Source organism: Alkaliphilus transvaalensis ATCC 700919, assembly GCF_000621485.1.
Lineage (GTDB): Bacteria > Bacillota > Clostridia > Peptostreptococcales > Natronincolaceae > Alkaliphilus > Alkaliphilus transvaalensis.
Window position 1 is genome coordinate 44,446 of record NZ_JHYF01000003.1, and the last position, 22,068, is coordinate 66,513.

A 22,068-nucleotide genomic window follows, 5' to 3' on the forward strand; every position below is an offset into this window, starting at 1 on the left:
AGGAGTGGAAGTATGGGTAAAGATATTTCAATGAAGATCCTAAGAACAGTAAAACTGAAAAATGAGAAAGAACTAATACTCAGAATACCAACAGTAGAAGATGCAGAAGCGATTGTTAGGTACTGTAATATTGTTGGGGGTGAAAGTGATAATTTGTTATTTGGGAAAGATGAGTTTCCCCTAACGGTAGAAGAAGAAAAAGCTTTTCTAGAAAAGATTGATGAAAATGCTAATATGTTGTTGGTTTTGGGGATTATTGATGATGAAATTGTAAGTGTTGCAAATATCAATAGTCCTAATCGAAAAAGAATAGCCCACAACAGTGAAATTGGGATTTCAGTTAAAAAAGCTTACTGGGGAAAAGGTATTGGAAGCCTTATGATGGAGGAATTGATTAGATTTGCAAAAGAGCATCCTTTAATTAATAATATAAGTTTGGGTGTTAAAGCTAGTAACCAAGATGCCATCAAGTTATATAAGAAGTTTGGGTTTGAAGAAATCGGGCTATATCATAAGTACTTTAATGTAGAGGGAAGTTTTGATGATAAAGTAATTATGAATCTATATCTATAAAAATGAATTAGAAATAATAATTTAAAAGCACCTTTTGCTAAAGAAGGCTATACACACCCCAGAAGTTAGACCCGAAATCTAATTTCTGGGGTTTTTTTATGCAGTAAACTGTATTTTTTAGCAGCTCTAAAACTTATAAATGTAAATATTTTGCTAGAACATTCTTCTATCAACTACTATTCTGGTAAAGTACTTTTCCATTCTTTAAAGGTCATTTTGCGACTATTTTCCTTAATGACGGGGTCATTCTCAGCTATTAATTTTGCTTCTTCGTAAGAATTAGTCTTATAAATGATCAGTCCCCCTGTGTGGTCTGTAAAGGGGCCTTTAGCATATATTTTTCCTTCGTTTATGTATTTTTGAAGATAAGCCTTATGAACTTCTAGAATTTCTGCATCCTTTTCGGGGTCAATGGTCTCTAAAAAAGCTATATAGTAGGGCATTAACATTCCTCCTCAAATAAACTTCCTTTTGTTAGATTGTATCTAACATTAACAGAAAATTCAATCTAAAATATAGATAGCTATGAAAAAGTTATTGAGGTAAATAAAGAAAATGCATAATTACTTTAAAAATAGTTATAGGATTATGCAATTTCCTAATCTAAAAAATAAAAACATAAGAATGATGATAGAATATTTTAAAATATTTTATTTAATACAATAATAAAATGTTTACAATAGTGTGTGACATACAGTATAATATCATTAGGAGGTGAGTTAATGGACTTAAATAAAGAAGAACAGGTGCTTGAGGGGTTGATACAAGAACTAAGAAGGGGAACCATTATACTTTGCGTCCTAAGCCAGCTAGAAGAGCCTCAGTATGGATATTCCCTAGTTGTTGCTTTAGAAGAAAAGGGAATGACGATAGACCCAGGGACCCTATACCCTTTATTAAGAAGGTTAGAGAAACAAGAAATTTTAATTAGCAATTGGAATACAGAAGGATCAAAGCCAAGAAAATACTACGAATTAAGTAACGGAGGTAAAAGAATATACCAGAAATTATGCCATCAGTGGCATGAGATATCTAGGTCAATGGAAAATTTTATTGGAAAGAAGGGTGAGTAAATGAATTTAGTAGATCGATACGTCTATGCAGTTGTAAGTAAATTACCTGAAAAGCAAAGAGAAGATATTGAAAAAGAAATCAGGACACTTATTGAAGACATGATGGAAGCTTATTCACCAGAAGAGCCAGACGAAAGTAAGATAAATAAAGTATTATTAGAGTTAGGAGATCCAGATCTATTAGCGGAAAAGTATCTGGATAGAAAGAGATATTTAATTGGTCCAAGTAACTTTAATAATTATGTAAATGTACTTAAGATAGTTTTAGGGGCAGTTTTTTTAGGAATTACAATTGCCACAGGAGTAGGTGTTATTCTATCTTTAGATCTAGACTTTGCAAAAACCATACCACGCTATATAGGGTCTTTGTTTTCTGCTTCACTACAGGCTTTTTCGTGGGTAACTTTAGGGTTTGCCATTGCAGAATATAAAGGAATTAATACAACAGAGCAGCTTGAAGATAAAGGTGATTGGAATCCCAAAGATCTTCCGCCTGTCCCTCAGAAGGGTGATAAAATTCCACCAATGGAACCTATTTTAGGTATGATATTCTCTGTAGTTTTTTTAGTTCTTTTCTATTTTACACCTCAATTAATAGGTGTTGCCCACATTTCAAGGGGAGAAGAACCAGTTGTTATCTCGATGTTTAATATTGAAACCTTAAGAAGCTTTGGTTTTATTATACTGGGCATTTTCAGTGTTAGTATGCTAAAGGAGGTTTTAAAACTGGTATATGGGAAGTGGACTCTTCAGTTGTCAATATTATATTCAATTTTAAGTGTTATTTCATTGGGTTTAATAATTGTCCTACTGTATAATGCTCAAGTATGGAATGGCAGTTTTTTAGTAGAGTTGACGGAAAATCTTAATCTTAATTTTATTAGTAAAGAGTTCGATTATTTACAGATTAGAAATATAGCCATTACAATAATAACCATCATAAGTGGGATCGATATTGTTTCGGCCTTATATAAAGGACTAAAGTATAATGCTAGATATCAAAAGACCCTGTAGTTTTTACAATATAATTAATAGAGATGAAATATAATTAATAGAGATGAAAATAGCCTGTAGTGAATAACAATTTATCTATAGGCTATTTATTTTTCCTTATATTTCAAAAGATAGTTTCAAGCCTAAGGAAAAAATGATAGAATATAAAAAAGGCTAATCCAATGACATAGATAGATTTAGTGGGGGAACCAATTATTAGTTAAAGATTAGTGAAAAAAGGAGGGGTATTTATTAAAACTAAAATTATTACGGACTCATGCTGCGACTTAACATTAGACTTTGTTAAGGAAAATGATGTACATGTAATACCTTTTACATTTTTATTAGGAGAAGAAGAGTATCAAGATAACTTTGGCGAATCCTTAAGCTACAAAGATTTTTTTGATGAGATTAGAAAAGGAAAAATGGCTTCAACTTCTCAAATAAACTCATATATATTTGAAGAGACCTTCAAAAAATACATAGAAGAGGGTTATTCTATTATTTATATAGGCTTTTCATCAGCCTTAAGTAAAACCTTTGAAAATGCAGAAATGGCTAGAAAAATTATATCAGAAGAAAATACAAATGCAGATATTAGTGTTATTGATACTAGAAGTGCTGCAGTTGGATTAGGCTCACTAGTTTTTTATGCTTGTCAGATGCTTAAGGAAGGAAAGACTAAAGCTGAGATTGTAAACTGGATTGAAGCAAATAAGCTTAAGCTTAACCACTGGTTTACTGTGGATAGCCTAGATCATTTAAAAAGAGGTGGTAGAATTTCTGCTACAAGTGCTGCTATCGGTACGTTGTTGGAAGTAAAGCCCGTTCTAAATATGGACGATGAAGGCAGACTGAGGATGTCTAAAAAGGTTAGAGGTAGAAAGAAAGCAATTAAAGCATTAGCAGATGAATTAAAAGCTAGAATTGTTAACCCTGAAGATCAGACAATTTTTATTAGTCATGGAGACTGTTTAACAGAAACAGAAAGCTTAAAGGAAATTATTCTAAATGAAGTGAAGGTTAAAGATGTAATAATTAATTATATAGGACCTACAATAGGAAGTCATACTGGGGCTGGAGTAATTTGTTTAGTTTTCTTTGGTGAAGGTAGAGATTAATGTATTATGGAGAACGTGTATTATTTAAGTACATGTTCTCTATTAATATATAGACTATTTTATTAGAGTTAGACAATGGAAAAATGAAAGAGGATTAATAATATGAATAGGATAGAGTCGATTATGAAAAGAAAAAGTAAAAAGAAAATCTTAATCCCACTACTGCTATTATTAGGACTGCTTGCTTTTTTATATCAGCAAAATAATATGATTTCAATAACAAGAATATCTATTGAATCTGAACAACTGCCAGAAGCTTTTAATGGCTATAAAATTGTACATTTATCAGATTTACATGGCAAAGCCTTTGGTAAAAAACAGAAATACTTGGTTGAGAAAATAAAAAAGGCTAAACCTGATTTAATTGTTTTTACTGGAGACCTAATAGACAGCAGACGTTATAAGGAAGAAGCCAGTATTGAGCTGATGAAACAATTGATACCTGTAGCAGACATTTATTATGTTAATGGAAACCATGAGGCCGGATCGGGAAACTTTCCATCTTTAGAGAAACAGTTATTAGATGTTGGTGTTAAGGTACTAAGAAATACTGCTGAAATAATAGAAGTTAATGGAGAGATGATTTATATTATTGGACTAGATGATCCACTATTCGGTTATGCTATCGACCGAACATTTGTGTCTTCGGAGGGAATGTTAGACCATATAACCAACGGATTACAGGAAGATGGTTTTAAAATATTGTTATCCCATAGGCCAGAACTGTTTCACCTCTATATAGAAAATGATATTAACGTAACTTTTTCTGGTCATGCCCATGGGGGACAGATAAGACTACCCTTTATCGGAGGATTAGTTGCTCCAGGTCAAGGGATTTTGCCCCAGTATACTGAAGGTGTATATACAGAAGGAAACTCAAACTTAGTTGTAAGTAGAGGACTGGGAAATAGTCTTTTTCCTCAAAGATTATTTAATAGACCAGAAATCATTGTTGTTCAATTGATGAAATAAAATGATAATCGGATATTTTTGTTCATAACCTTCAATTTTTCGTAAATATATGAAAAGGAAGGTTATTTTTCTTTATTTTTAATACTAAATTAATAAATTTAAGAGAGGTTTTTTTCAGAACTTGTAGAATTTTAAACATACTGAAAAAACATATAATTTAAACTATATTAAATTAGATTATAAACGTAAAGGGATTACAATGCCCTAAAATAATGAATGATTACTTAAAAAAGCGAATCGAAAAGAGGCGAAAGGAGCTAATTTGATAATGGAAGTAAAAACACCAGGAGAACGAATAAGAAGACTAAGAACACAACTAGGACTAAGACAAGAAGACCTGGCAAATGATGAGGTTTCTAAAGCTTTAATAAGCATGATTGAAAAAAATAAAAGAAACTTAACTTATCCAGTAGCTGTTGTAATAGCAAATAAGTTAAATACATACTTTGAAATGATCGGTAGAAAAATCACACCTGAAGAATTAATGGAAACAGAAGCCGAAAAGGCAAAGAGGGAATTACAAGAAGATATAGCCCATTTCCAAGAACTTTTAGAGTCCGATGACATAGATATAAAGATTGCAACCCCTTACTTCGAAAAGCTAATGGCAACCGCAAAAAAGTGGAATCTCAACCATGAAATGATGAGTCTGATATTATTGCGGGGAAGACTAAACTATTTAACCTTTCAATATGAAGAGGCATTAAAAGACTATTCCGATATATTGCCTTATTATATACAAACAGAAGATTACTATCAGATAGCAAGAGTGTATAATTTGATGGGCTGTTGTAATCACAAACTTTTTAGGATGGATCAAGCCCTTAATTATTACCAGAAATCATACAATTTAATAAATGAAAATAATTTTGAAAATGATAAGGTTATGCTTCAATCGTTATATAATTTAATTTTATGTAATAAAAAATTACTGAAATATGATAGAGCTATTTATTATATAAATAGCTTTAAGGAACTGCAAGAAATTGATAGTACAAACCCAGCGTTCTTTAAATATCTTTCAAAAGAAATAATACTAGTTGAAGCTAATATATACCGAGATTTACGAAATTACGATAAAGCTAAAAAAACTTATGATAAATTGTTGGCCCTAAAAGATGAATTGGATGATAGCATACTATTTTTAGCATACGAGAATTACTCTCTAATGTATGAACAACAAGGAAAAATAGACAAAGCATTAGTATATATCGAACAAGCCTTACAATTAAAAGATAATATTGAAAAAGTATATTTGCCAGTGGCATTAATAGTTCAAACAAGGTACTATCTAATGTTAAATGACGTAGAGCGGGCAATAATGTCACTTAAAGATGGATTAGATCTTTCAACAAGATTTGCTGATCGAGAAAAAATAATAGATTTTCAATCTAAGCTACTAGAAATTTACATAGAGCAAAATGACTTTGAAAGGGCTTGCGCTCATTTACAGAATATTGAAGGTTTTATGCGGAATCAGGGGTAAATAAGATGATTCTGAGTAAAGTAATGAAGTTATTAGTTAAAAAATATTAAAACAAGAATATGAGTACTTCTAAAAGCATAAATATAGTTAAGCGAAGTTTAGATAAGTTACTTACTTAATATTTAATTATTTCTTTAATAGTATGAAATATTGTATAAAACCAATCCTAAAAAAATTTACAACATACACGAAAAATCATTGAATTGTGTTAATATTTAGTGTATTATTAAAAGTAGGACAAATAGCCTAACAGATATGCACTTTCTAAATTACTTTGGTTAACATGCTAATTTGAATTTACAAAGCATTTGTAGGGAAAGGGGATTGGTGTAAGTGGAAGTATTAACACCCGGTGAAAGAGTTAAAAAGCTACGAGTCGAGTTAGGATTAACACAAGATGACCTTGCTAATGAAGCAGTCTCGAAAAGTTTAATAAGTATGATCGAAAAGAATAAGAGAGGTTTAACCCCTTCTGTAGCAAAAATAATAGCTAATAAGCTTAATACCTATTATGAAGCCATGAACAGAAAAATTACACCAGAAGAGCTGATGGAGACTGAAGGACAGAGGGTATGTAGAGAAGTAAAAGAAGAAATTAAACATCTACAATCTATAATAGATTCGGGGAAGGTAGATGCAAAGCTGATAATGCCATATTTTGATAAGTTGTTAGGTATAACTAAAGAGTGGGATTTAACCCCTGAGGAAATGGAACTTATTGTTTTAAGGGGGAGACTCTACTATAAAACATTTCAATATGTGGAAGCCTTAAAAGATTATTCCGATGCACTACCATACTACCTACAAGTAAAAGATCATTATCAAGTTGCTAGAATTTATAATTTGATGGGTACATGTAATCATATGCTTATGAGGATTGATCAAGCATTAAATTACTATCTTAAATCCTATGACACTGTGATTGAAAATAATATAGAAAATAGTGAAAGACTAATTATTGAAAGTCTTGCAAATTTAGTTTTATCTTATCGAAAATTAAATCAGTTTGATATGGCTCTTAAATATATTAATTTATTTAAAGAACTTGGTAGTGCTCATTCGATTTATAAGAAAATAAGCGATGAGATTCTTTTAGCAGAGGGAAACACCTATAGAGATATTAGAAACTATGAAAAAGCTACTAGAATTTATGATAGATTACTCTCTATGGAAGAGGATATAGATAAGAATCTATTGTTCTTAGTATATGATAATTATGCAACGCTATATCAAGAACAAGGGAAGGATGGAGCGGCATTAGCGTGTATGGAAGAAGCTTTAAAAATGAAAGATGATATAGCTCCAAGATATATACCTAGAGGGCTACTAGTTCAAGCAAAGTGTCAGTTTATATTAAAAAAATATGATGAAGCTATATGTACTTTAAATGAAGGATTAATTTTATCTAAAAATTTATTAGATAATGAAATGATTATCAAGTTCCAATTTGCATTAATACAAACTTTTCTTGAGAATAGAGATTATAATAGTGTTCTATACCATTTAAATAATTCTGAAACGTTTATGCAACAACATGATATTAAGACAGAAGAAAAAGATCTATATAGTTTTTACGCAGAGGTATATTGTAGACTCGGTGAAACTGATAGAGCAATTGAATATATTAGCAAAACAAGAACAGATTATTTAGCTATGTAGTAAGTTTTAATAGAAAATATAAATTATCTAGGAGGTATTATAATGAAAAAATTAAGAGGTTTATTAGCTGCAGTAACGATTTGTGCTTTATTAGTAACGAGCTCTAGTAGTATTCTAATGAACGTACAACTAAACGACAGTAACCCTGTTGGTGGAGGAGAGGTTACAATACTAGGTGGCGACCCGTTTCCATATGAACATTAGAAATAGCTAATAAAGTGTTTATCTATAATTAATAAACTATCTGTTTTTTTAATATCCAATAAACTATAACGTCAGACTATGGCACCCCCATATCTGACGTTTTTTTCAAATAAAAATTAATAATGTAAATTAAACATTTAAGATAAAATAAACTTTAAGGAGAATACCAAATGGCATACATACCTCCAAAACAATTCAAATTAAAAACGGACAAGTAGAGATCGGTAGTTTAGAAGTACAAGATTCCGAAGAAGTCATAGAATTAATTAAAAGGTTAGATACAGAAACGGATTTTTTGATTAGAGAACCTGGTGAATTTAGTCTTGGAATTGATGCTGAAAAGAATTTTATTTCAAGCGTGATAGAAACAGAGAAAAATATATTAATTAAAGCAACTCTAGATGGAGAGATTGTTGGCACCTTAGGTTTTACAGTACCAACTAATAAACGATATAGCCATAAAGGGCAATTTGGTGTAGCCTTAAAAAAGGACTATTGGGGTAGAGGGATTGGAAAAGCCCTATTAAATACGATGCTACAATGGTGTAAAGAAAAGAAAATTGAAAAAGTGACACTAGAAGTAGATACTAAAAATGAAAGAGCAATTCAAATGTATGAAAAATATGGGTTTCAGAAAGAAGGATATCTCGTTAAAGATAAAAAAATGTCCGATGGTTCTTATCGAGATACCTTAATTATGGCATTATTAATAATTGAATAGACTATATTTTCTTCATGTAAAAAAAATTTAGTCTAAATGTTTGTAATCCTCCACTTAATGGGTATTAAATAAGCAAGAAGATTTAAAGTGAATGTTTAAATCACATTAAATAAACGATCTAGGTGGATACTATACCTATTAGAATAAGGAGGGCGAATTTGATGTTAAAGAAAAAAGAACATGGAAAAATGGGAAGAAATAATTTAGATTGGTTGCAAGCGTTATTTCATTTTTCCTTTGGAGATTACTATGACCCCAATAATAAAAAATTTGGAGTATTGAGAGTATTTAATGATGATATTATTGCTCCTAAAACAGGATTTGATACTCATCCCCATAGAGATATGGAGATTATAACCTATATTATAGAAGGGAAACTAACCCATGAAGATAGTATGGGAAACAAAAGCTCCATAACTAGAGGTCAAGTTCAGTATATGAGTGCCGGTACAGGTGTCTTCCATAGTGAACATAATCTTGAGGATGAACCAATAAGAAGTTTACAAATTTGGATTTTACCAGATGCAAAGGACCACACGCCAAATTATGGAGACCAAAAATTTGAATGGGATGAGAGAAAAAATAAATGGTTGCATATTATTTCAGATAAAAATGGTAGTGCACCTATTAAAATTAATCAGGATACTAATTTTTATGTAATTGAGTTAGATCAAGGGAAGGAAATAGACTTTCCAGTAAAAGAAAACCGACAGGCATACTTGGTACAAATAGAAGGAAATTCAACTATTAATAACATTAAATTAGAAACAAGGGATGCTTTAGAAATTTACGAAGAAGATATTAAAATTATGGCAGATGAAACCTCACATTTCATCCTAATAGAGATGGCAAAGCAATAGTAATTGAAGATACATTAAAAAAGAACTGTGTAATTGCAGTTCCTTTTTAATGTAAAAAATACAAAAATAGTATGAAACTTATAACTATTTTACAGGATAAAAATTGCCCCTTTACAAATAATAATTAGGAAGATTTCAGTACAAATCCAGCGTCGATTAAAGTACAAAGTCTTTTAAAATTTTATTACTAGGAGGGTTTAATTATGAAAATAAATAAAAGCATAGGCTGTACAGTTAATGAATGTAAATACCATGCAAAAGATGACTCTTTCTGTAGTTTAGATCATATCAACGTAGTAAAACATTCGAATAGAGCCACAAGTCAAGAAGCTACAGATTGTGGAAGTTTTGAAGCTGAATAGTTAATATCTATAAAAACCTCTTAAGGTACAGACTAAGTACCTTAAGAGGTTTTATAGTTACTAGTTAATATTTATTAATTAACTTATCTTTTTATAGATTTTGCTATATAAGCCTTTACCTAAAAACTTTAACTCTGTCTTCAACAGGAATAAAATTCTTATCTCCTGCTGCCTCAGTGGGTTTTCCAAAGGGTAATTGTGCAACTAGCCTCCAATGGGCTGGTATTTTCCATTGTTCTCTTACATCATCATCTATTAAAGGATTATAGTGTTGTAATGAAGCCCCCAAACCTTCAAGCTCTAGTGATGTCCATACATTAAATTGAAGCATACCTGAAGATTGTTGAGACCATATAGGGAAATTATCTTTGTAAGAGGAAAACTGGGCTTGTAATCCTTTAATAACACTTTCATCTTCAAAAAATAGTACCGAACCATACCCTGCTTTAAAGGAATTAATTTTACTTTCTGTTTGAGGAAAATTCTCAGCAGATACAATTTTACGCAATGCTTCCATTGTAATATCCCATAACTTATTATGCTCTTCTCCAAATAAGATCACAACTCTTGCACTTTGAGAATTAAAAGCACTAGGTGTGTATTTTACTGAATGGTTAACAATTTCTATAATTTTATCATCAGATATTGGAGATTCTTTGCTGATACTATAAATACTACGTCTTTTTTCAAGGGCTGTTCTAAAATCTATAGTCATTTTTATACGCCTCCGTTCAAGTTTTATTTTTTCCTTTTCTATTTTTACCTAAATAATAATGGAATAAACAACTATTTTCCATTAGTTAAAGACATATATTAAATATATTAAAAGTAATAAGAAGAGATAACTCATTTAAATATTTTTTTTATATAGATATAAGAAGCATTTAACTCTCTTATAAAAAAAAGGCTATTGGCATATACCAATAACCTTAGAAAACTACAATAATTATAAATGATAAAGCTTAAATGCCTTTAGCATATCCTTGGACATGCTTAGTAACATTTTTTACTTGTGGGATAATTGCGATTGCTGAGCAAATTAAAACTTCAATAAGAAGGAAAGAACCATTATAAGTTAAAGAGTAAACAAGTACTGGTGTACCTTCTGGTGTTGCAGAAGCGAAGAAGATTACCCCTGAAATAACATGAATGACTAATCTACCTAAGGCGGCTAATAAAATAGAAATAGTAATATTTTTACGATATAGTCCTGCTAAACCAATCATACCAAAGGCGATAGGATAGTCTAAAAGTACTTGTACCCAATGAACAACATATCCACCTTGAATATATTGTAGAAAACCAAAGGCAAAACCTGCAACAATTCCTGGAATAGGACCAAACATAACTGCGAATAAAATTAAAGGCAACATACTCGCAGGAGTAATACTTCCTCCTTGAGGCATTCTAAACAAACGAATATATGATAGTACGAAAGATAAAGCAATGCAAAGACTTCCATAAACAAGAACTCTAGTAGTAAACTGAGTTTTTCTACTGTTCCATAAGAAGATTGCGCCACCCAAGCCAATAATAATTAGTACTGCTAAAATGGATAAGGTAGTGCTGTTGAAGGCAAACAGCCTTCTAGTAATTTCTGAATTTTTCAATGCATCTAACATAAAACAACCTCCTAATATTATAATTGTATTTATCCCTAGAAATAAAAAAAACATGAAAAGAAGCTTTTCATGTTTAATCCATGGTATGGCTTCCCTACGCAGGTCTTAACCTACAGGTTCAAAGGGTCGGATTTTATCCTCTCAGCCGATGGCTCCCCCAGCGATAAATATGATATTAATCAAATTATACCACAAGAAAGACAAGTTAATCATTCATTATTTTTATTATAGTTATTAAAAAAAAGAGATAACTTAATTGACAGTTAAATAATGACAGGATATAATACTTATATACCCCCTACACAGGGGGTGGGGTATGGCGGAGTAGGGTAGGATGGAATTAGGAGGAAAGTCTAATTGAAAGGGGAATAAAGATGTTTAATACAATATTATATCTATTAGCTAGTTTACTATTAATCATTTCCTATTTTAAAGATCAAGACAAGACTAAAATGGCTTTAAAAAAAGCTTGGAAGTCATTTGAAACGATATTACCACAGTTTATTGTCATATTAATTATCGTGGGAATCATGCTTTCTGCAATAAGTCCTGATACAATTTCTAAATGGATTGGAAGTGAATCGGGATGGTTAGGAATGCTAATAGCGGCGATTGTGGGAGCAATCACTTTAATTCCGGGATTTGTGGCTTTTCCACTGGCAGCAGCCCTTCTTGATGGAGGAGCAGGTTTTATGCAGATTGCAGTATTTATCTCTACTTTAATGATGGTGGGAGTAGTTACTATACCAGTTGAAATCAGTTATTTTGGGAAAAAAGCAACGTTATATAGAAATTTACTAGCATTTGGTTTTTCATTCATAGTAGCTATGGTGATTGGAGTGGTGATTAAATGAAAAAATTAATTAAAAGATATAAATATGCTTTATTAATGATGATCGTAAATGTAATCCTTCTGTTGTTTTTACCAACAATGGGACGCAATTCTATGAAATTAACTGTTAATAATACGAAGGAGATGTTGTTGGTTATTCCACCCATTTTTGTACTTCTAGGGTTATTAGATGTTTGGGTAAAGAGAGAGACTATGATAAAGTTAATGGGAGAAAAATCGGGTATATTTGGAATGCTCATTGCCTTTACTATGGGCTCTGCAGCTGCTGGTCCACTATATGCGGCCTTCCCCATAGCTGGTATTCTATTAAAGAAAGGAAGCAAGTTATCAAATGTCTTAATTTTTATTGGTGCATGGTCTACAACAAAAATTCCTCTTTTGTTGTTTGAAACTTCAGCAATGGGATGGAGGTTTATGGCTACAAGATTTATGGTGAATATCGTAGGAATTGTTACCATTGCTTATTTGATAGAGAAAGCTCTATCTATTAAAGATAAAGAAGAACTACATCAAAGGGTTTCAGCGATGAGCCAGTAATATTTTCATATACGACATTATGTCGTTTTTTTTTGTCTTTTTAGCATTGTAGTTTAAAGGAATAAGAAGCCAAATAGGTTATTTATGTTGAGGAAAACTGTATAATCCTATAACACTGAACTTATACTTATTTTGCATTAATATAAATCTAATATCAATTATAATGGCTTTATTAGGAACATCGGTTTATTTATAAAAAATATTGCTTACTTAAAAGGAAATGTGAACTTTTTGCCTAATATTTACACATAAGTATATATATTGATTAATAGATTGATTTATTGGGGTGAGTCTAATCATGAAGGAATTAGAAATTGAAATAGAAGCGTTAAAGTTAGAAAACGAAAGATTAAGATTCGAACTAGAACAATATAAACAAGCTGGAAAAGTAGTTGAACAACCCAAAGATTCCTTAAAAAGCAATTTAGATAATATAATTTTTGGTTGGGAAGAGAATACAAGGGATTGTTTTTGCTTAAAGGATATATTTGATCCAACTGATAAGACAGAACAACCTTGTTATAAGGAATGCCTTATAGACAAAAAATTATATAAGAACATCTTTGTGGATAACACATCTGTTATGCTATTACTTGATCCTTATACTGGTAAGATTATTGATGCTAATTATGCTGCCGAGAAGTTTTATGGCTATGATATTAGCAAACTAACTCAAATGAACATAGGCGATATTAATAATCTATCCCCTCAGAATATCTCTAATAATATGTATAATGCCCTACATCAACTAGAGAACAAATTTTATTTTAAACATCAATTAGCTAATGGAGAGATTAGAGATGTTGAAGTAAATAGCTCACCTATAGAAATTAATAATATACGTTTCTTGCATACAATCATCCACGACATTACAGAAAATACCAAGAAGGAGGAATTGCTTAGAAAAAGCGAAAAAAAATATCAACAGTTATTTAATAATGTTAATGATATACTGCTACTTTTTAGCTTAGAGGACAGTAAGCCTAGTTGTTTCTTGGAAGTAAATAGTGTAGCCTGTAATAGGCTAGGTTATACTTACGAAGAACTTCTAAGGAAAACCCCCTTCGATTTAGATAACCATGATTCTACTGAATTATCTAAGATATTTCACAAACTATCTACTACCAATAAAAAATCTATTGGTGCTTTTGAATCAGGAATTATAACAAAAAATAATAAAGTAATCCCTGTTGAAATTAATACCCATGTTTTTCAATTAGATGGAGAAAAACTTGTTTTAGCAGTTGCTAGAGATATAGGAAGAAGAAAGTTAATTGAAAAAGAGTTAAGGCTTAATGTGGAAAAACATAAAATTATTATGTCATTTCTCCCAGACGCAGTAACAATTATTAAAGGTGGAAAAATTATTTATATAAATGAAGCCGGTTCTAATATGCTGGGGTACCCCCTAACTAGAAAACTAATAGGAGCTAAGTTTATTAATATCATTCATCCCGATTATCATAAAAGTGTCAAGCAAAGGCTAAAGAAAATGAATAAGGAAAATTGTATAGCACCATTAGTAGAAGAAAGTTATATTAAAAGAAATGGTGAAGCAGTTGATGTAGAAGTAACAGGAGTTAAAATTCCCTATGATAATAGTCATGCATTTTTAATGGTGGCAAGGGACATAACAAAACGGAAAAAAGCAATTATTGAGCTAGATGAGAAGATAGAATTTGAGAAGCTGAGAACTGAATTTTTTGCAAATATTTCTCATGAACTTAGGACACCCTTGAATGTTATTTTAGGTAGTTTGCAGCTATTAGAACTTTATGATCAAGATGATGTGGCTCTTAATAAAACAGAGAAATATATAAAAATGCATAAAAAAATGAAACAGAATTGCCATCGACTATTACGTTTAGTAAATAATATTATCGATATGACAAAAATAGATGCTGGATTTTATAGCATTAATTTAGAAAATTGTAATATTATTAGTTTAATGAAGAATATCGTTTTTTCTGTTGAAGATTATGTAAAAAATAAAGGTATTACAATCCACTTAGAAACAGACCTAGATGATGTTATCATAGCTTGTGATCCAGAAAAAATAGAAAGAATTATGCTAAATCTACTTTCTAATGCCATCAAATTTACACCAAAGAATGGTCAGATTAAAGTAGGTGTAAAAAAAGTAATAGATAGGCTAATCATTACTGTAAAAGATACGGGAATAGGCATACCTAAGGAAAGTTTAGGAGAATTATTTAATCGTTTCACGCAAGTTGATAAGTCCTTAACTAGAAACCATGAAGGAAGTGGTATTGGTTTATCTTTAGTGGAGTCGTTGGTTCAGATGCATCAGGGTGAAATTGTTGTTGAAAGTCAACTAAACGAAGGTAGCATTTTTATCATTACCTTACCTATAAAAAAAATTGTAGGCACTTCAAGAAATGAAGATCATACTTATGACAAAGAGTTAAATATAGAAAGGATGCATATTGAATTTTCGGATATATACCTAAATACGGATGTAATAAAGTAGTAGAAAAGATGGATTTTGGGTGGACAATTACCATGCATAATTATATAATTTACTGTATACACGAAAATATACTTTACTAAGGTTGAGACTAGTTTTAAAACGAAAAGGGTATAGTATGAGTGGGGAAGTATATTGTAGTATAAATAATAAAATTGAGGTGAGAGTATGAAGAAATTTATGGATGAGAACTTTATGTTAAAAAACAAAGTGGCAGAAGAACTATATCATAATTATGCTAAAAATATGCCTATTTATGATTATCACTGTCACTTAAATCCAGCAGAAATCCATGCTAACAAAAAATATAAGAATATTACTGAAGTATGGTTAGGTGGAGACCACTATAAGTGGAGGGCAATGAGAAGTAACGGAATTGATGAAAAGTATATTACTGGTGATGCAAGTGATTATGAAAAGTTTATGGCATGGGCAAAAACAATCTCTATGTGTATCGGCAACCCCCTTTATCACTGGACTCATTTAGAGCTTCAAAGATACTTTGGCATTTATGATATACTAAGTGAAGCTACGGCTGATAAAATTTGGAATAAATGTAATGAGTTGTTGGCAACTGATGACTTTAGACCAAAAGAATTGATTAAAAAGTCTAATGTTAAGGTAATTTGTACAACTGATGATCCGATAGATTCATTAGAGTACCATACCTTAATTAAAGAAGACAAAGACTTTAACGTGGCTGTTCTTCCAACCTTTAGACCTGATAAAGGATTAAACATTGACCGAGAAGGCTTTGACAAGTGGTTTGAAGAATTAAAGAAGGTATCTAATATTGATATTATAGATTACCCTGCATATTTAGAAGCATTAGGCGCACGTATAGATTATTTCCATAAGGTTGGTTGTAGAGTTTCAGACCATGCCTTAGATACAGTTTTCTATGAAGATACAAACATAGAAGAAGTAACAGAGATTTTTGAAAAAGTATTGAAGCATGAAGCGGTATCTTATGCACACGTTAACAAATTTAAAACCTATACATTACAATTCATGGCTAAAAAATATAATCAGTATGGTTGGGCAATGCAACTTCACATTGGTGCTTTAAGAAACAATAATACTAGAATGTTTAATAGCTTAGGAGCAGATACTGGATTTGATTCAATTAATGATGAAATTGTAGCAATACCATTATCTAGATTCTTAGATAGTTTAGCAGTCGAAGACCAACTACCGAAAACAATCATCTACTGCTTAAATCCAAAAGATAATTATGTTTTAGGAACAATGATTGGAAACTTCCAAGGTGGCGGGGTAGCTGGTAAAATTCAATTTGGTTCTGGTTGGTGGTTTAATGATCAAAAAGAGGGAATGCTACAACAGATGAGTGCTTTAGCTAACTTAGGTTTATTAGGTAGATTTGTTGGTATGCTTACCGACTCAAGAAGTTTCTTGTCTTACCCAAGACACGAATACTTTAGAAGAATTTTAAGTAACTTAATAGGGGAATGGGTTATGGATGGAGAACTTCCCTATGACCTAGATCACTTAGGACCGATAGTAGAGAATATTAGCTTTAATAATTCTAAAAATTATTTTGATATTGAAATACCAGAATAAAAATTGATTTATAAAAATTGTAAAAAAATTTCATAATACTTTAGCCTTCTTAACGTTGTTGAGAAGGTTTTTTTATGTTGAAAAACAGCAAAAAACAAGAGTATTTTAGCTTAGCTGCAGTAAATGTTGTAATGGTAGTAATTAATGCAAAATCTTTCGGAATGTTATACTACTCTTATGTCTATAATTTATGATAAAATGAAATTAAGAAGAATTGTAAACCAGTGGAAAATTTAAATGAAATATTTTGTTAGCTAGAAAATTTGATAGGGAATATTTTATTAAAGAGAGTATACATATCTATTTAAAAAGGAGGATTTTTTTATGAAGGAACAAAAACAAAATCTACCAAGTGCATTAAAAAAATATTCAATAAAAGAAGAAATTGCCAATGGCATTACCCATGGCATCGGTATTCTCTTTAGTATAGTCACTTTAACCGTATTACTAGTCTTAGCTATCCAGCAAAGAAGCGCAGTTTCAATTATCGCCTTTAGCATATATGGACTTTGTTCTATTGCCCTTTATAGCGCCTCTACCCTTTATCATAGTTTTCAAAAAGAAAAAATTAAAAAGGTCCTAAGGGTATTTGACCATTCTGCCATATTTCTATTTATTGCAGGAACCTACACACCAGTTTCTTTAATTGCCATGAGGGGGTATTGGAGAATAGGAATCCTAGTTGCTGTCTGGAGTATTGCAATAGCAGGAATCCTCTATAAGATACTTACCTTTAAAAGTTTTGATAAACATAAGTTTGTATCCTTAAGTCTCTACATCTTGATGGGTTGGATCGCCATCGTTGCTGTGAGACCAATTCTTCAAATCATGCCCTTTGGCTTTTTTGGATGGTTACTAGCGGGAGGTTTAGTATACACTTTTGGAACGATTTTTTATGCCATTAAAAAAATCCCTTATAATCATGCAATTTGGCATGGCTTTGTATTAATGGGTAGCGTCTTCCACTTTGTTGGAATTGTACGATATCTTGTGTAATAGCCCTGCCCTATGGTAGCATAGTTTTAAGCACTTAAATTATGATGAGGGGGACCAAAAGATGAATCGTTTAAAAAAACATGTGGCTTTTTGCACTGTTCTATTCATAACAATTGCATATTTAGGGGGACTACCATTATGGAGCGAAGGAACTTCAGGCGGAACTAGCCCTACCCTAATTGAATCTGAAATTTACTTTACATTACTGCATACTAATGATGAACATTCCCAACTAATTCCCCACTCATCGGCAGTAGATTACCACCCTACATTACCAAATACAGCAATAGGCGGCTTTCCTAGATTAGCTACAGCCATCAAGCAAATAAGGGAAGAAAAGGCAGCTTTAGGAGAAGAGGTATTGTTGGTTTCAGGGGGAGACTTTATTGGGGGTACTGCCTTCAGTTGGTTAATCCCTAGAGGGCATGGGGCAGAACTTACAATTATGCAAAAATTAGGCTACAATGTGACCACCATTGGAAATCATGAATATGACTATGGAACTGAGGTTCTTACTAACTATCTAACGGCAGCAGGGTATCCAGAGGCCCACACAACAACAGCTGTACTGGCAACTAATATTCAGGTAGACCCTAACCATCCCATGATGAAGAATGATCTATATAGGGAATATCATATTGTAGAAATGGAAAATGGCTTAAAAGTTGGGTTTTTTGGATTTATCGGTGAAGAGGCCATAGTCGTTTCAGCAGATACTAAACCCTTTACCTTTAAAGACCAAAAAGAAACAGCAAGAAAGGCAGTTGCTGATCTTAAGGCCCAAGGGGTAGACTTAGTCATGGCTGTGAGCCATTCTGGATTAGAAGAGGATAAGGTTTTAGCTAAAGAAGTAGAGGGAATTGACGTAATTATTGGGGGACATAGTCATACAGAACTACATCAACCTATCTGGGTGGAGGAGACAATGATCCTACAGGCAGGAGCCTATCTAAAGTATTTAGGTAGGGTAGACTTAGCTTATAACCCCCAAACAGGAAAGCTACGTTACAGAAATCAAGAATTAGAACAACCCTTTTTAATGCTAATGGATAGTAGTATACCAAGTGATCCAGAAATAGTAGAGTTAATTGCTGGTTATACCGAAGAACTAAATCTATTAATTAGTTATTTTACCGATGGTAAATTTAATGACATGATGGATATTGTAGTTAAATCGGATTTCACGTTAGAGACCTTAGCCCTACAAGAAAGCCCCTTCGGAAATTTTGTTACCGATGCTATGCGGTTGATTACTACTGAAAAAACTGGCAAGCGGGTTGATGTTGCTATTCAGGCAAATGGGTCAATACGAGGAAGTTTAATACCAGGCTCTATGGACTATTCTAAAGGTCAAATCGCTTTTTATGACCTATCGGCTCTAATTAGTTTAGGATACGGTTCCGATGGTTATGCGGGATACCCCATTACCTCTTTTTATCTTACTGGAGATGAGATTAGAAGATCATTAGAAGTTGCTAATTTAATTTCAGAGCTAATGGGAGACATATATTTTCTACAGTTCTCTGGTTTAAGATATGATTTTAATCCTAGTGATGTGGTACTGTTGAATGTACCAGTAAAGGACATACCTGTTCCTTCTGTTCGATCGGTTAAAAAGGCTGAGTTATATACAGGTGAGGGAATACAATCATTTGATGGTGAAAACTATATCCCACTGAAGAAGGGAGACTCTACCCTTTATCATGTGGTAGCAGACTCTTATATTCTATCCTTCTTGCCAATGGCAGGAGAACTACTTCCTCAATTGGAAATTGTGCCAAAGGATCAAGATGGGAACCCAATAGCCTTTGAAGATTTCCATACATTGGAGGTTTATGATGGAGATAAGCAGCTAAAGGTTTGGCAAACAGTTGTAGAATATGCGGCTTCGTTAGAGAGAGGACAAGATGGAATTCCAGTAATTCCAGAATATTATAGGGATGTTGCAGGTAGAATTAATCCTGTAAAAGGAGTCCCTCTATTGGTTTGGATGATTGGAATTTTAGTAATAATCATTATGGTATTTGTTTTATTAGTTAAGGGGATTTTAAGAAATAGAAGAAGACGAAGACGTTATTTATTTAGATAAACTTATTGTTTAGATAAATTTAAGGTGTTTAGATAAGCTTAAGTTGTTTAGATAAAGTAGGCGATCTTTTTAGAGGCGATTATTATAAAATACCTCCCAAGTGGACAAAGTACTAATTTAAAATACTTTGTGATCTTAGGAGGTATTTTTATGGAATGAAATTGTAAACTTATCTACTTAGCTTTAATGAGTAATACATGATTATTTATGATTATTTAGTTGTTGGGTGAAGTTGAACCTATATTAAAGTTCGTAAAGTTAGATAAGTTTATACTCTCGGCAGGACTATTATAGTAGCTTACTTTTACTCTGTCCCCTTCTTTAGTTAATGGAAGATGGTTACTCATGGTTAGGGGTGCAATAAAGATTTTATCCTCCATTGTATCTAAAATTAAATAATAGTAGGTGGCAGCATCAACAATAGAAGTACCAATTCTTACAACAGTTCCTTCTAAGTCAACTTCATCATAAACATTTTCGATAGGAGACCATTGACCTTGATCCCTTAAACGGCTAACATAGTTGGAACTAGCTTGGTTCTTAGTTTCTCCAATACCAACTATACTATAATCCCTTACATTAACAAAGGCAAACTGCTTAATTAGCCCTTGTCTATCTAGCAATGTCATATAATAGGTAGGCTCTCCTTCTAGGTTAATTAAAATCGGGAAGGTAGCTTCATATTCAAATTGTTGTACGGCTCCTTCAGCAGACCTCATGGCAGCCCTTTCGGTAGCACCAGATATTCTATATAATACAGACTCTTTAGTTCTTGTATCTACTAACATAAAGCCAATAGTAGACTGATCTGCACCAGCAGAAGTAATTCCTGTATAATAGTAGCTTTGTCCTTCATTGTAGACAATATTTGTACCATCGGTAGTTTGAAGAATGCCCCGTTTAGATGGGTTCCACCAACCATTAACAAATCGACCCCAATAGTTAATTTGCTCCACAGCAGTTTTTAGCGGGATAGCCCGATCTACCCAGCTAGGCATATTATCTAAGCTATATTCTTCCATTTCACCAGTTTGAGGGTCGACGATTACGACACCAATAGGGTTTCTACCAGAAGCACCTATGGTATTTTTGTATAGAGTAACAACCCAATAGGGATTAAAGTCATCATCAAGTTCGAAGGAAAAATCGGTTAATCCAACATTTCGATAACCTGCTCGATAAATTTTACGTTTTAAATCATCTCCTAAATATCCATCGGGTTGATATTTAATCCGTATCGGTTCACCATTTACTTCCCTCACTAATCTAACATCCCGCTGGTTAGCCGCATTAATTATGACATAACCAGGGGTACCTTCTCTGTTATCCATCCATCTAAAGAAACCCGAATGGGCTAAAGGTGCAACGTAATATAGTTCACCATCTACATGATTAGCCCAAAATTCTGTTAAGGTTACTTGACTTCCCAAGGCCAAATCTTCTCCTAGACGTTTATCTCCAAGGTTTAATGCCATCGTAGGAGTAACCTCAGGTAGTTTTGAAAGATCAAGAGGTGAAATCTCTGTTGAAAATTGTTTCTCTGTAATATCTCCAATTAAAGCCCTTTTATCTTGGTGATTAAAAATACTAGAACTTCTAAAAAATTGTCCAATGGCAAGAAGTATAACTAAGCCCACCAAAATTAAGCTAAAGTAAGATACTTTGTGGCGAAATAGTAAGATTATCATTCCAGAGATCATTAGAGATAGTAGAAATAAAATTAACAATGTAAAAGAAAAATTTAATGACCATACAGGCATTAAAAAATAGTCTATAAAAAATAATGTAAATAAAAGCAAAATAGGCATAAAGATTAGACTAAATTTTTTCAAGTTTTTTCCCCCTTAAATTTTTTATTGTTTGCCACTACTATATTAT

At 32.1% G+C, this 22,068-nt stretch carries 21 protein-coding genes and 1 riboswitch; of the genes, 17 read left to right on the top strand and 4 right to left on the bottom strand.

Annotated features, from left to right (window positions below):
- Positions 1–12 precede the first annotated feature (12 nt).
- A complete protein-coding gene (locus T335_RS0104715; protein ID WP_026476510.1) occupies positions 13–573 on the top strand; it encodes a GNAT family N-acetyltransferase in 561 nt (186 codons plus the stop codon).
- Positions 574–749: 176 nt separating this feature from the next.
- On the opposite strand, the gene T335_RS0104720 is transcribed toward T335_RS0104715, so the two are convergent.
- Complete coding sequence (locus T335_RS0104720) at positions 750–1,016, bottom strand: YciI family protein (protein ID WP_026476511.1); 267 nt, start codon at positions 1,014–1,016, stop codon at positions 750–752.
- Positions 1,017–1,295: 279 nt separating this feature from the next.
- Here T335_RS0104720 and T335_RS0104725 point away from each other — a divergent pair, with 279 nt between their 5' ends.
- The 10 genes from T335_RS0104725 (at position 1,296) to T335_RS21910 (ending at position 10,024) form a co-directional block, all read left to right on the top strand.
- Positions 1,296–1,646 carry a PadR family transcriptional regulator gene (locus T335_RS0104725; RefSeq protein WP_026476512.1) on the top strand — a complete coding sequence of 117 codons (351 nt, stop codon included), beginning with the start codon at positions 1,296–1,298 and terminating at the stop codon, positions 1,644–1,646.
- Positions 1,647–2,660 (top strand): hypothetical protein, encoded by a 1,014-nt coding sequence (locus T335_RS19890; RefSeq protein ID WP_051569140.1) that lies wholly within the window; start codon positions 1,647–1,649, stop codon positions 2,658–2,660.
- Positions 2,661–2,869: 209 nt separating this feature from the next.
- The gene (locus tag T335_RS0104735) at positions 2,870–3,760 is read left to right on the top strand and encodes a DegV family protein (RefSeq protein ID WP_242837247.1); all 891 of its coding nucleotides are present in this window, start codon (positions 2,870–2,872) and stop codon (positions 3,758–3,760) included.
- A gap of 102 nt (positions 3,761–3,862) precedes the next feature.
- The gene (locus T335_RS0104740; RefSeq protein WP_242837248.1) at positions 3,863–4,732 is read left to right on the top strand and encodes a metallophosphoesterase; all 870 of its coding nucleotides are present in this window, start codon (positions 3,863–3,865) and stop codon (positions 4,730–4,732) included.
- 268 nt (positions 4,733–5,000) lie between these two features.
- Positions 5,001–6,218 (top strand): helix-turn-helix domain-containing protein, encoded by a 1,218-nt coding sequence (locus T335_RS0104745; protein ID WP_026476515.1) that lies wholly within the window; start codon positions 5,001–5,003, stop codon positions 6,216–6,218.
- A gap of 333 nt (positions 6,219–6,551) precedes the next feature.
- Positions 6,552–7,877 (top strand): tetratricopeptide repeat protein, encoded by a 1,326-nt coding sequence (locus T335_RS0104750; protein ID WP_026476516.1) that lies wholly within the window; start codon positions 6,552–6,554, stop codon positions 7,875–7,877.
- Between the two features lie 42 nt (positions 7,878–7,919).
- A complete protein-coding gene (locus T335_RS22190; protein ID WP_156943629.1) occupies positions 7,920–8,081 on the top strand; it encodes a hypothetical protein in 162 nt (53 codons plus the stop codon).
- Positions 8,082–8,301: 220 nt separating this feature from the next.
- Positions 8,302–8,802 (top strand): GNAT family N-acetyltransferase, encoded by a 501-nt coding sequence (locus tag T335_RS0104760; RefSeq protein WP_330371188.1) that lies wholly within the window; start codon positions 8,302–8,304, stop codon positions 8,800–8,802.
- 161 nt (positions 8,803–8,963) lie between these two features.
- The gene (locus tag T335_RS0104765; protein WP_026476518.1) at positions 8,964–9,662 is read left to right on the top strand and encodes a pirin family protein; all 699 of its coding nucleotides are present in this window, start codon (positions 8,964–8,966) and stop codon (positions 9,660–9,662) included.
- Positions 9,663–9,865: 203 nt separating this feature from the next.
- Positions 9,866–10,024 (top strand): DUF1540 domain-containing protein, encoded by a 159-nt coding sequence (locus T335_RS21910; RefSeq protein ID WP_084280988.1) that lies wholly within the window; start codon positions 9,866–9,868, stop codon positions 10,022–10,024.
- A 115-nt stretch (positions 10,025–10,139) separates the two neighbouring features.
- Here T335_RS21910 and T335_RS0104775 read toward each other — a convergent pair whose 3' ends face one another.
- Positions 10,140–10,739: a nitroreductase family protein gene (locus T335_RS0104775; protein ID WP_026476519.1), complete on the bottom strand. Its 600-nt coding sequence runs from the start codon at positions 10,737–10,739 to the stop codon at positions 10,140–10,142.
- 247 nt (positions 10,740–10,986) lie between these two features.
- The gene (gene thiT / locus T335_RS0104780; RefSeq protein ID WP_051569142.1) at positions 10,987–11,646 is read right to left on the bottom strand and encodes an energy-coupled thiamine transporter ThiT; all 660 of its coding nucleotides are present in this window, start codon (positions 11,644–11,646) and stop codon (positions 10,987–10,989) included.
- 74 nt (positions 11,647–11,720) lie between these two features.
- Positions 11,721–11,815: riboswitch (TPP riboswitch) on the bottom strand.
- 205 nt (positions 11,816–12,020) lie between these two features.
- Between thiT and T335_RS0104785 the strand changes: the two genes are divergently transcribed.
- The 6 genes from T335_RS0104785 to T335_RS0104815 all read left to right on the top strand — a co-directional run bounded on the left by T335_RS0104785 (position 12,021) and on the right by T335_RS0104815 (position 20,190).
- Positions 12,021–12,500, top strand: coding sequence for a permease (locus tag T335_RS0104785; RefSeq protein WP_026476521.1), 480 nt, complete (start codon positions 12,021–12,023; stop codon positions 12,498–12,500).
- Positions 12,497–13,036 (top strand): permease, encoded by a 540-nt coding sequence (locus T335_RS0104790; protein WP_026476522.1) that lies wholly within the window; start codon positions 12,497–12,499, stop codon positions 13,034–13,036. Before T335_RS0104785 ends, T335_RS0104790 begins: the two co-directional genes overlap by 4 nt.
- Positions 13,037–13,334: 298 nt before the next feature.
- The gene (locus T335_RS0104795) at positions 13,335–15,527 is read left to right on the top strand and encodes a PAS domain S-box protein (protein ID WP_051569143.1); all 2,193 of its coding nucleotides are present in this window, start codon (positions 13,335–13,337) and stop codon (positions 15,525–15,527) included.
- A 165-nt stretch (positions 15,528–15,692) separates the two neighbouring features.
- Positions 15,693–17,105, top strand: coding sequence for a glucuronate isomerase (gene uxaC, locus T335_RS0104800; protein WP_026476524.1), 1,413 nt, complete (start codon positions 15,693–15,695; stop codon positions 17,103–17,105).
- A 324-nt stretch (positions 17,106–17,429) separates the two neighbouring features.
- On the top strand, positions 17,430–18,101 hold the full coding sequence (trhA, locus tag T335_RS0104810; protein ID WP_051569144.1) for a PAQR family membrane homeostasis protein TrhA: 672 nt from the start codon (positions 17,430–17,432) through the stop codon (positions 18,099–18,101).
- Positions 18,102–18,162: 61 nt separating this feature from the next.
- On the top strand, positions 18,163–20,190 hold the full coding sequence (locus tag T335_RS0104815; protein WP_026476526.1) for a bifunctional metallophosphatase/5'-nucleotidase: 2,028 nt from the start codon (positions 18,163–18,165) through the stop codon (positions 20,188–20,190).
- 215 nt (positions 20,191–20,405) lie between these two features.
- On the opposite strand, the gene T335_RS0104820 is transcribed toward T335_RS0104815, so the two are convergent.
- On the bottom strand, positions 20,406–22,022 hold the full coding sequence (locus tag T335_RS0104820; RefSeq protein WP_026476527.1) for a hypothetical protein: 1,617 nt from the start codon (positions 22,020–22,022) through the stop codon (positions 20,406–20,408).
- Positions 22,023–22,068: the final 46 nt, after the last annotated feature.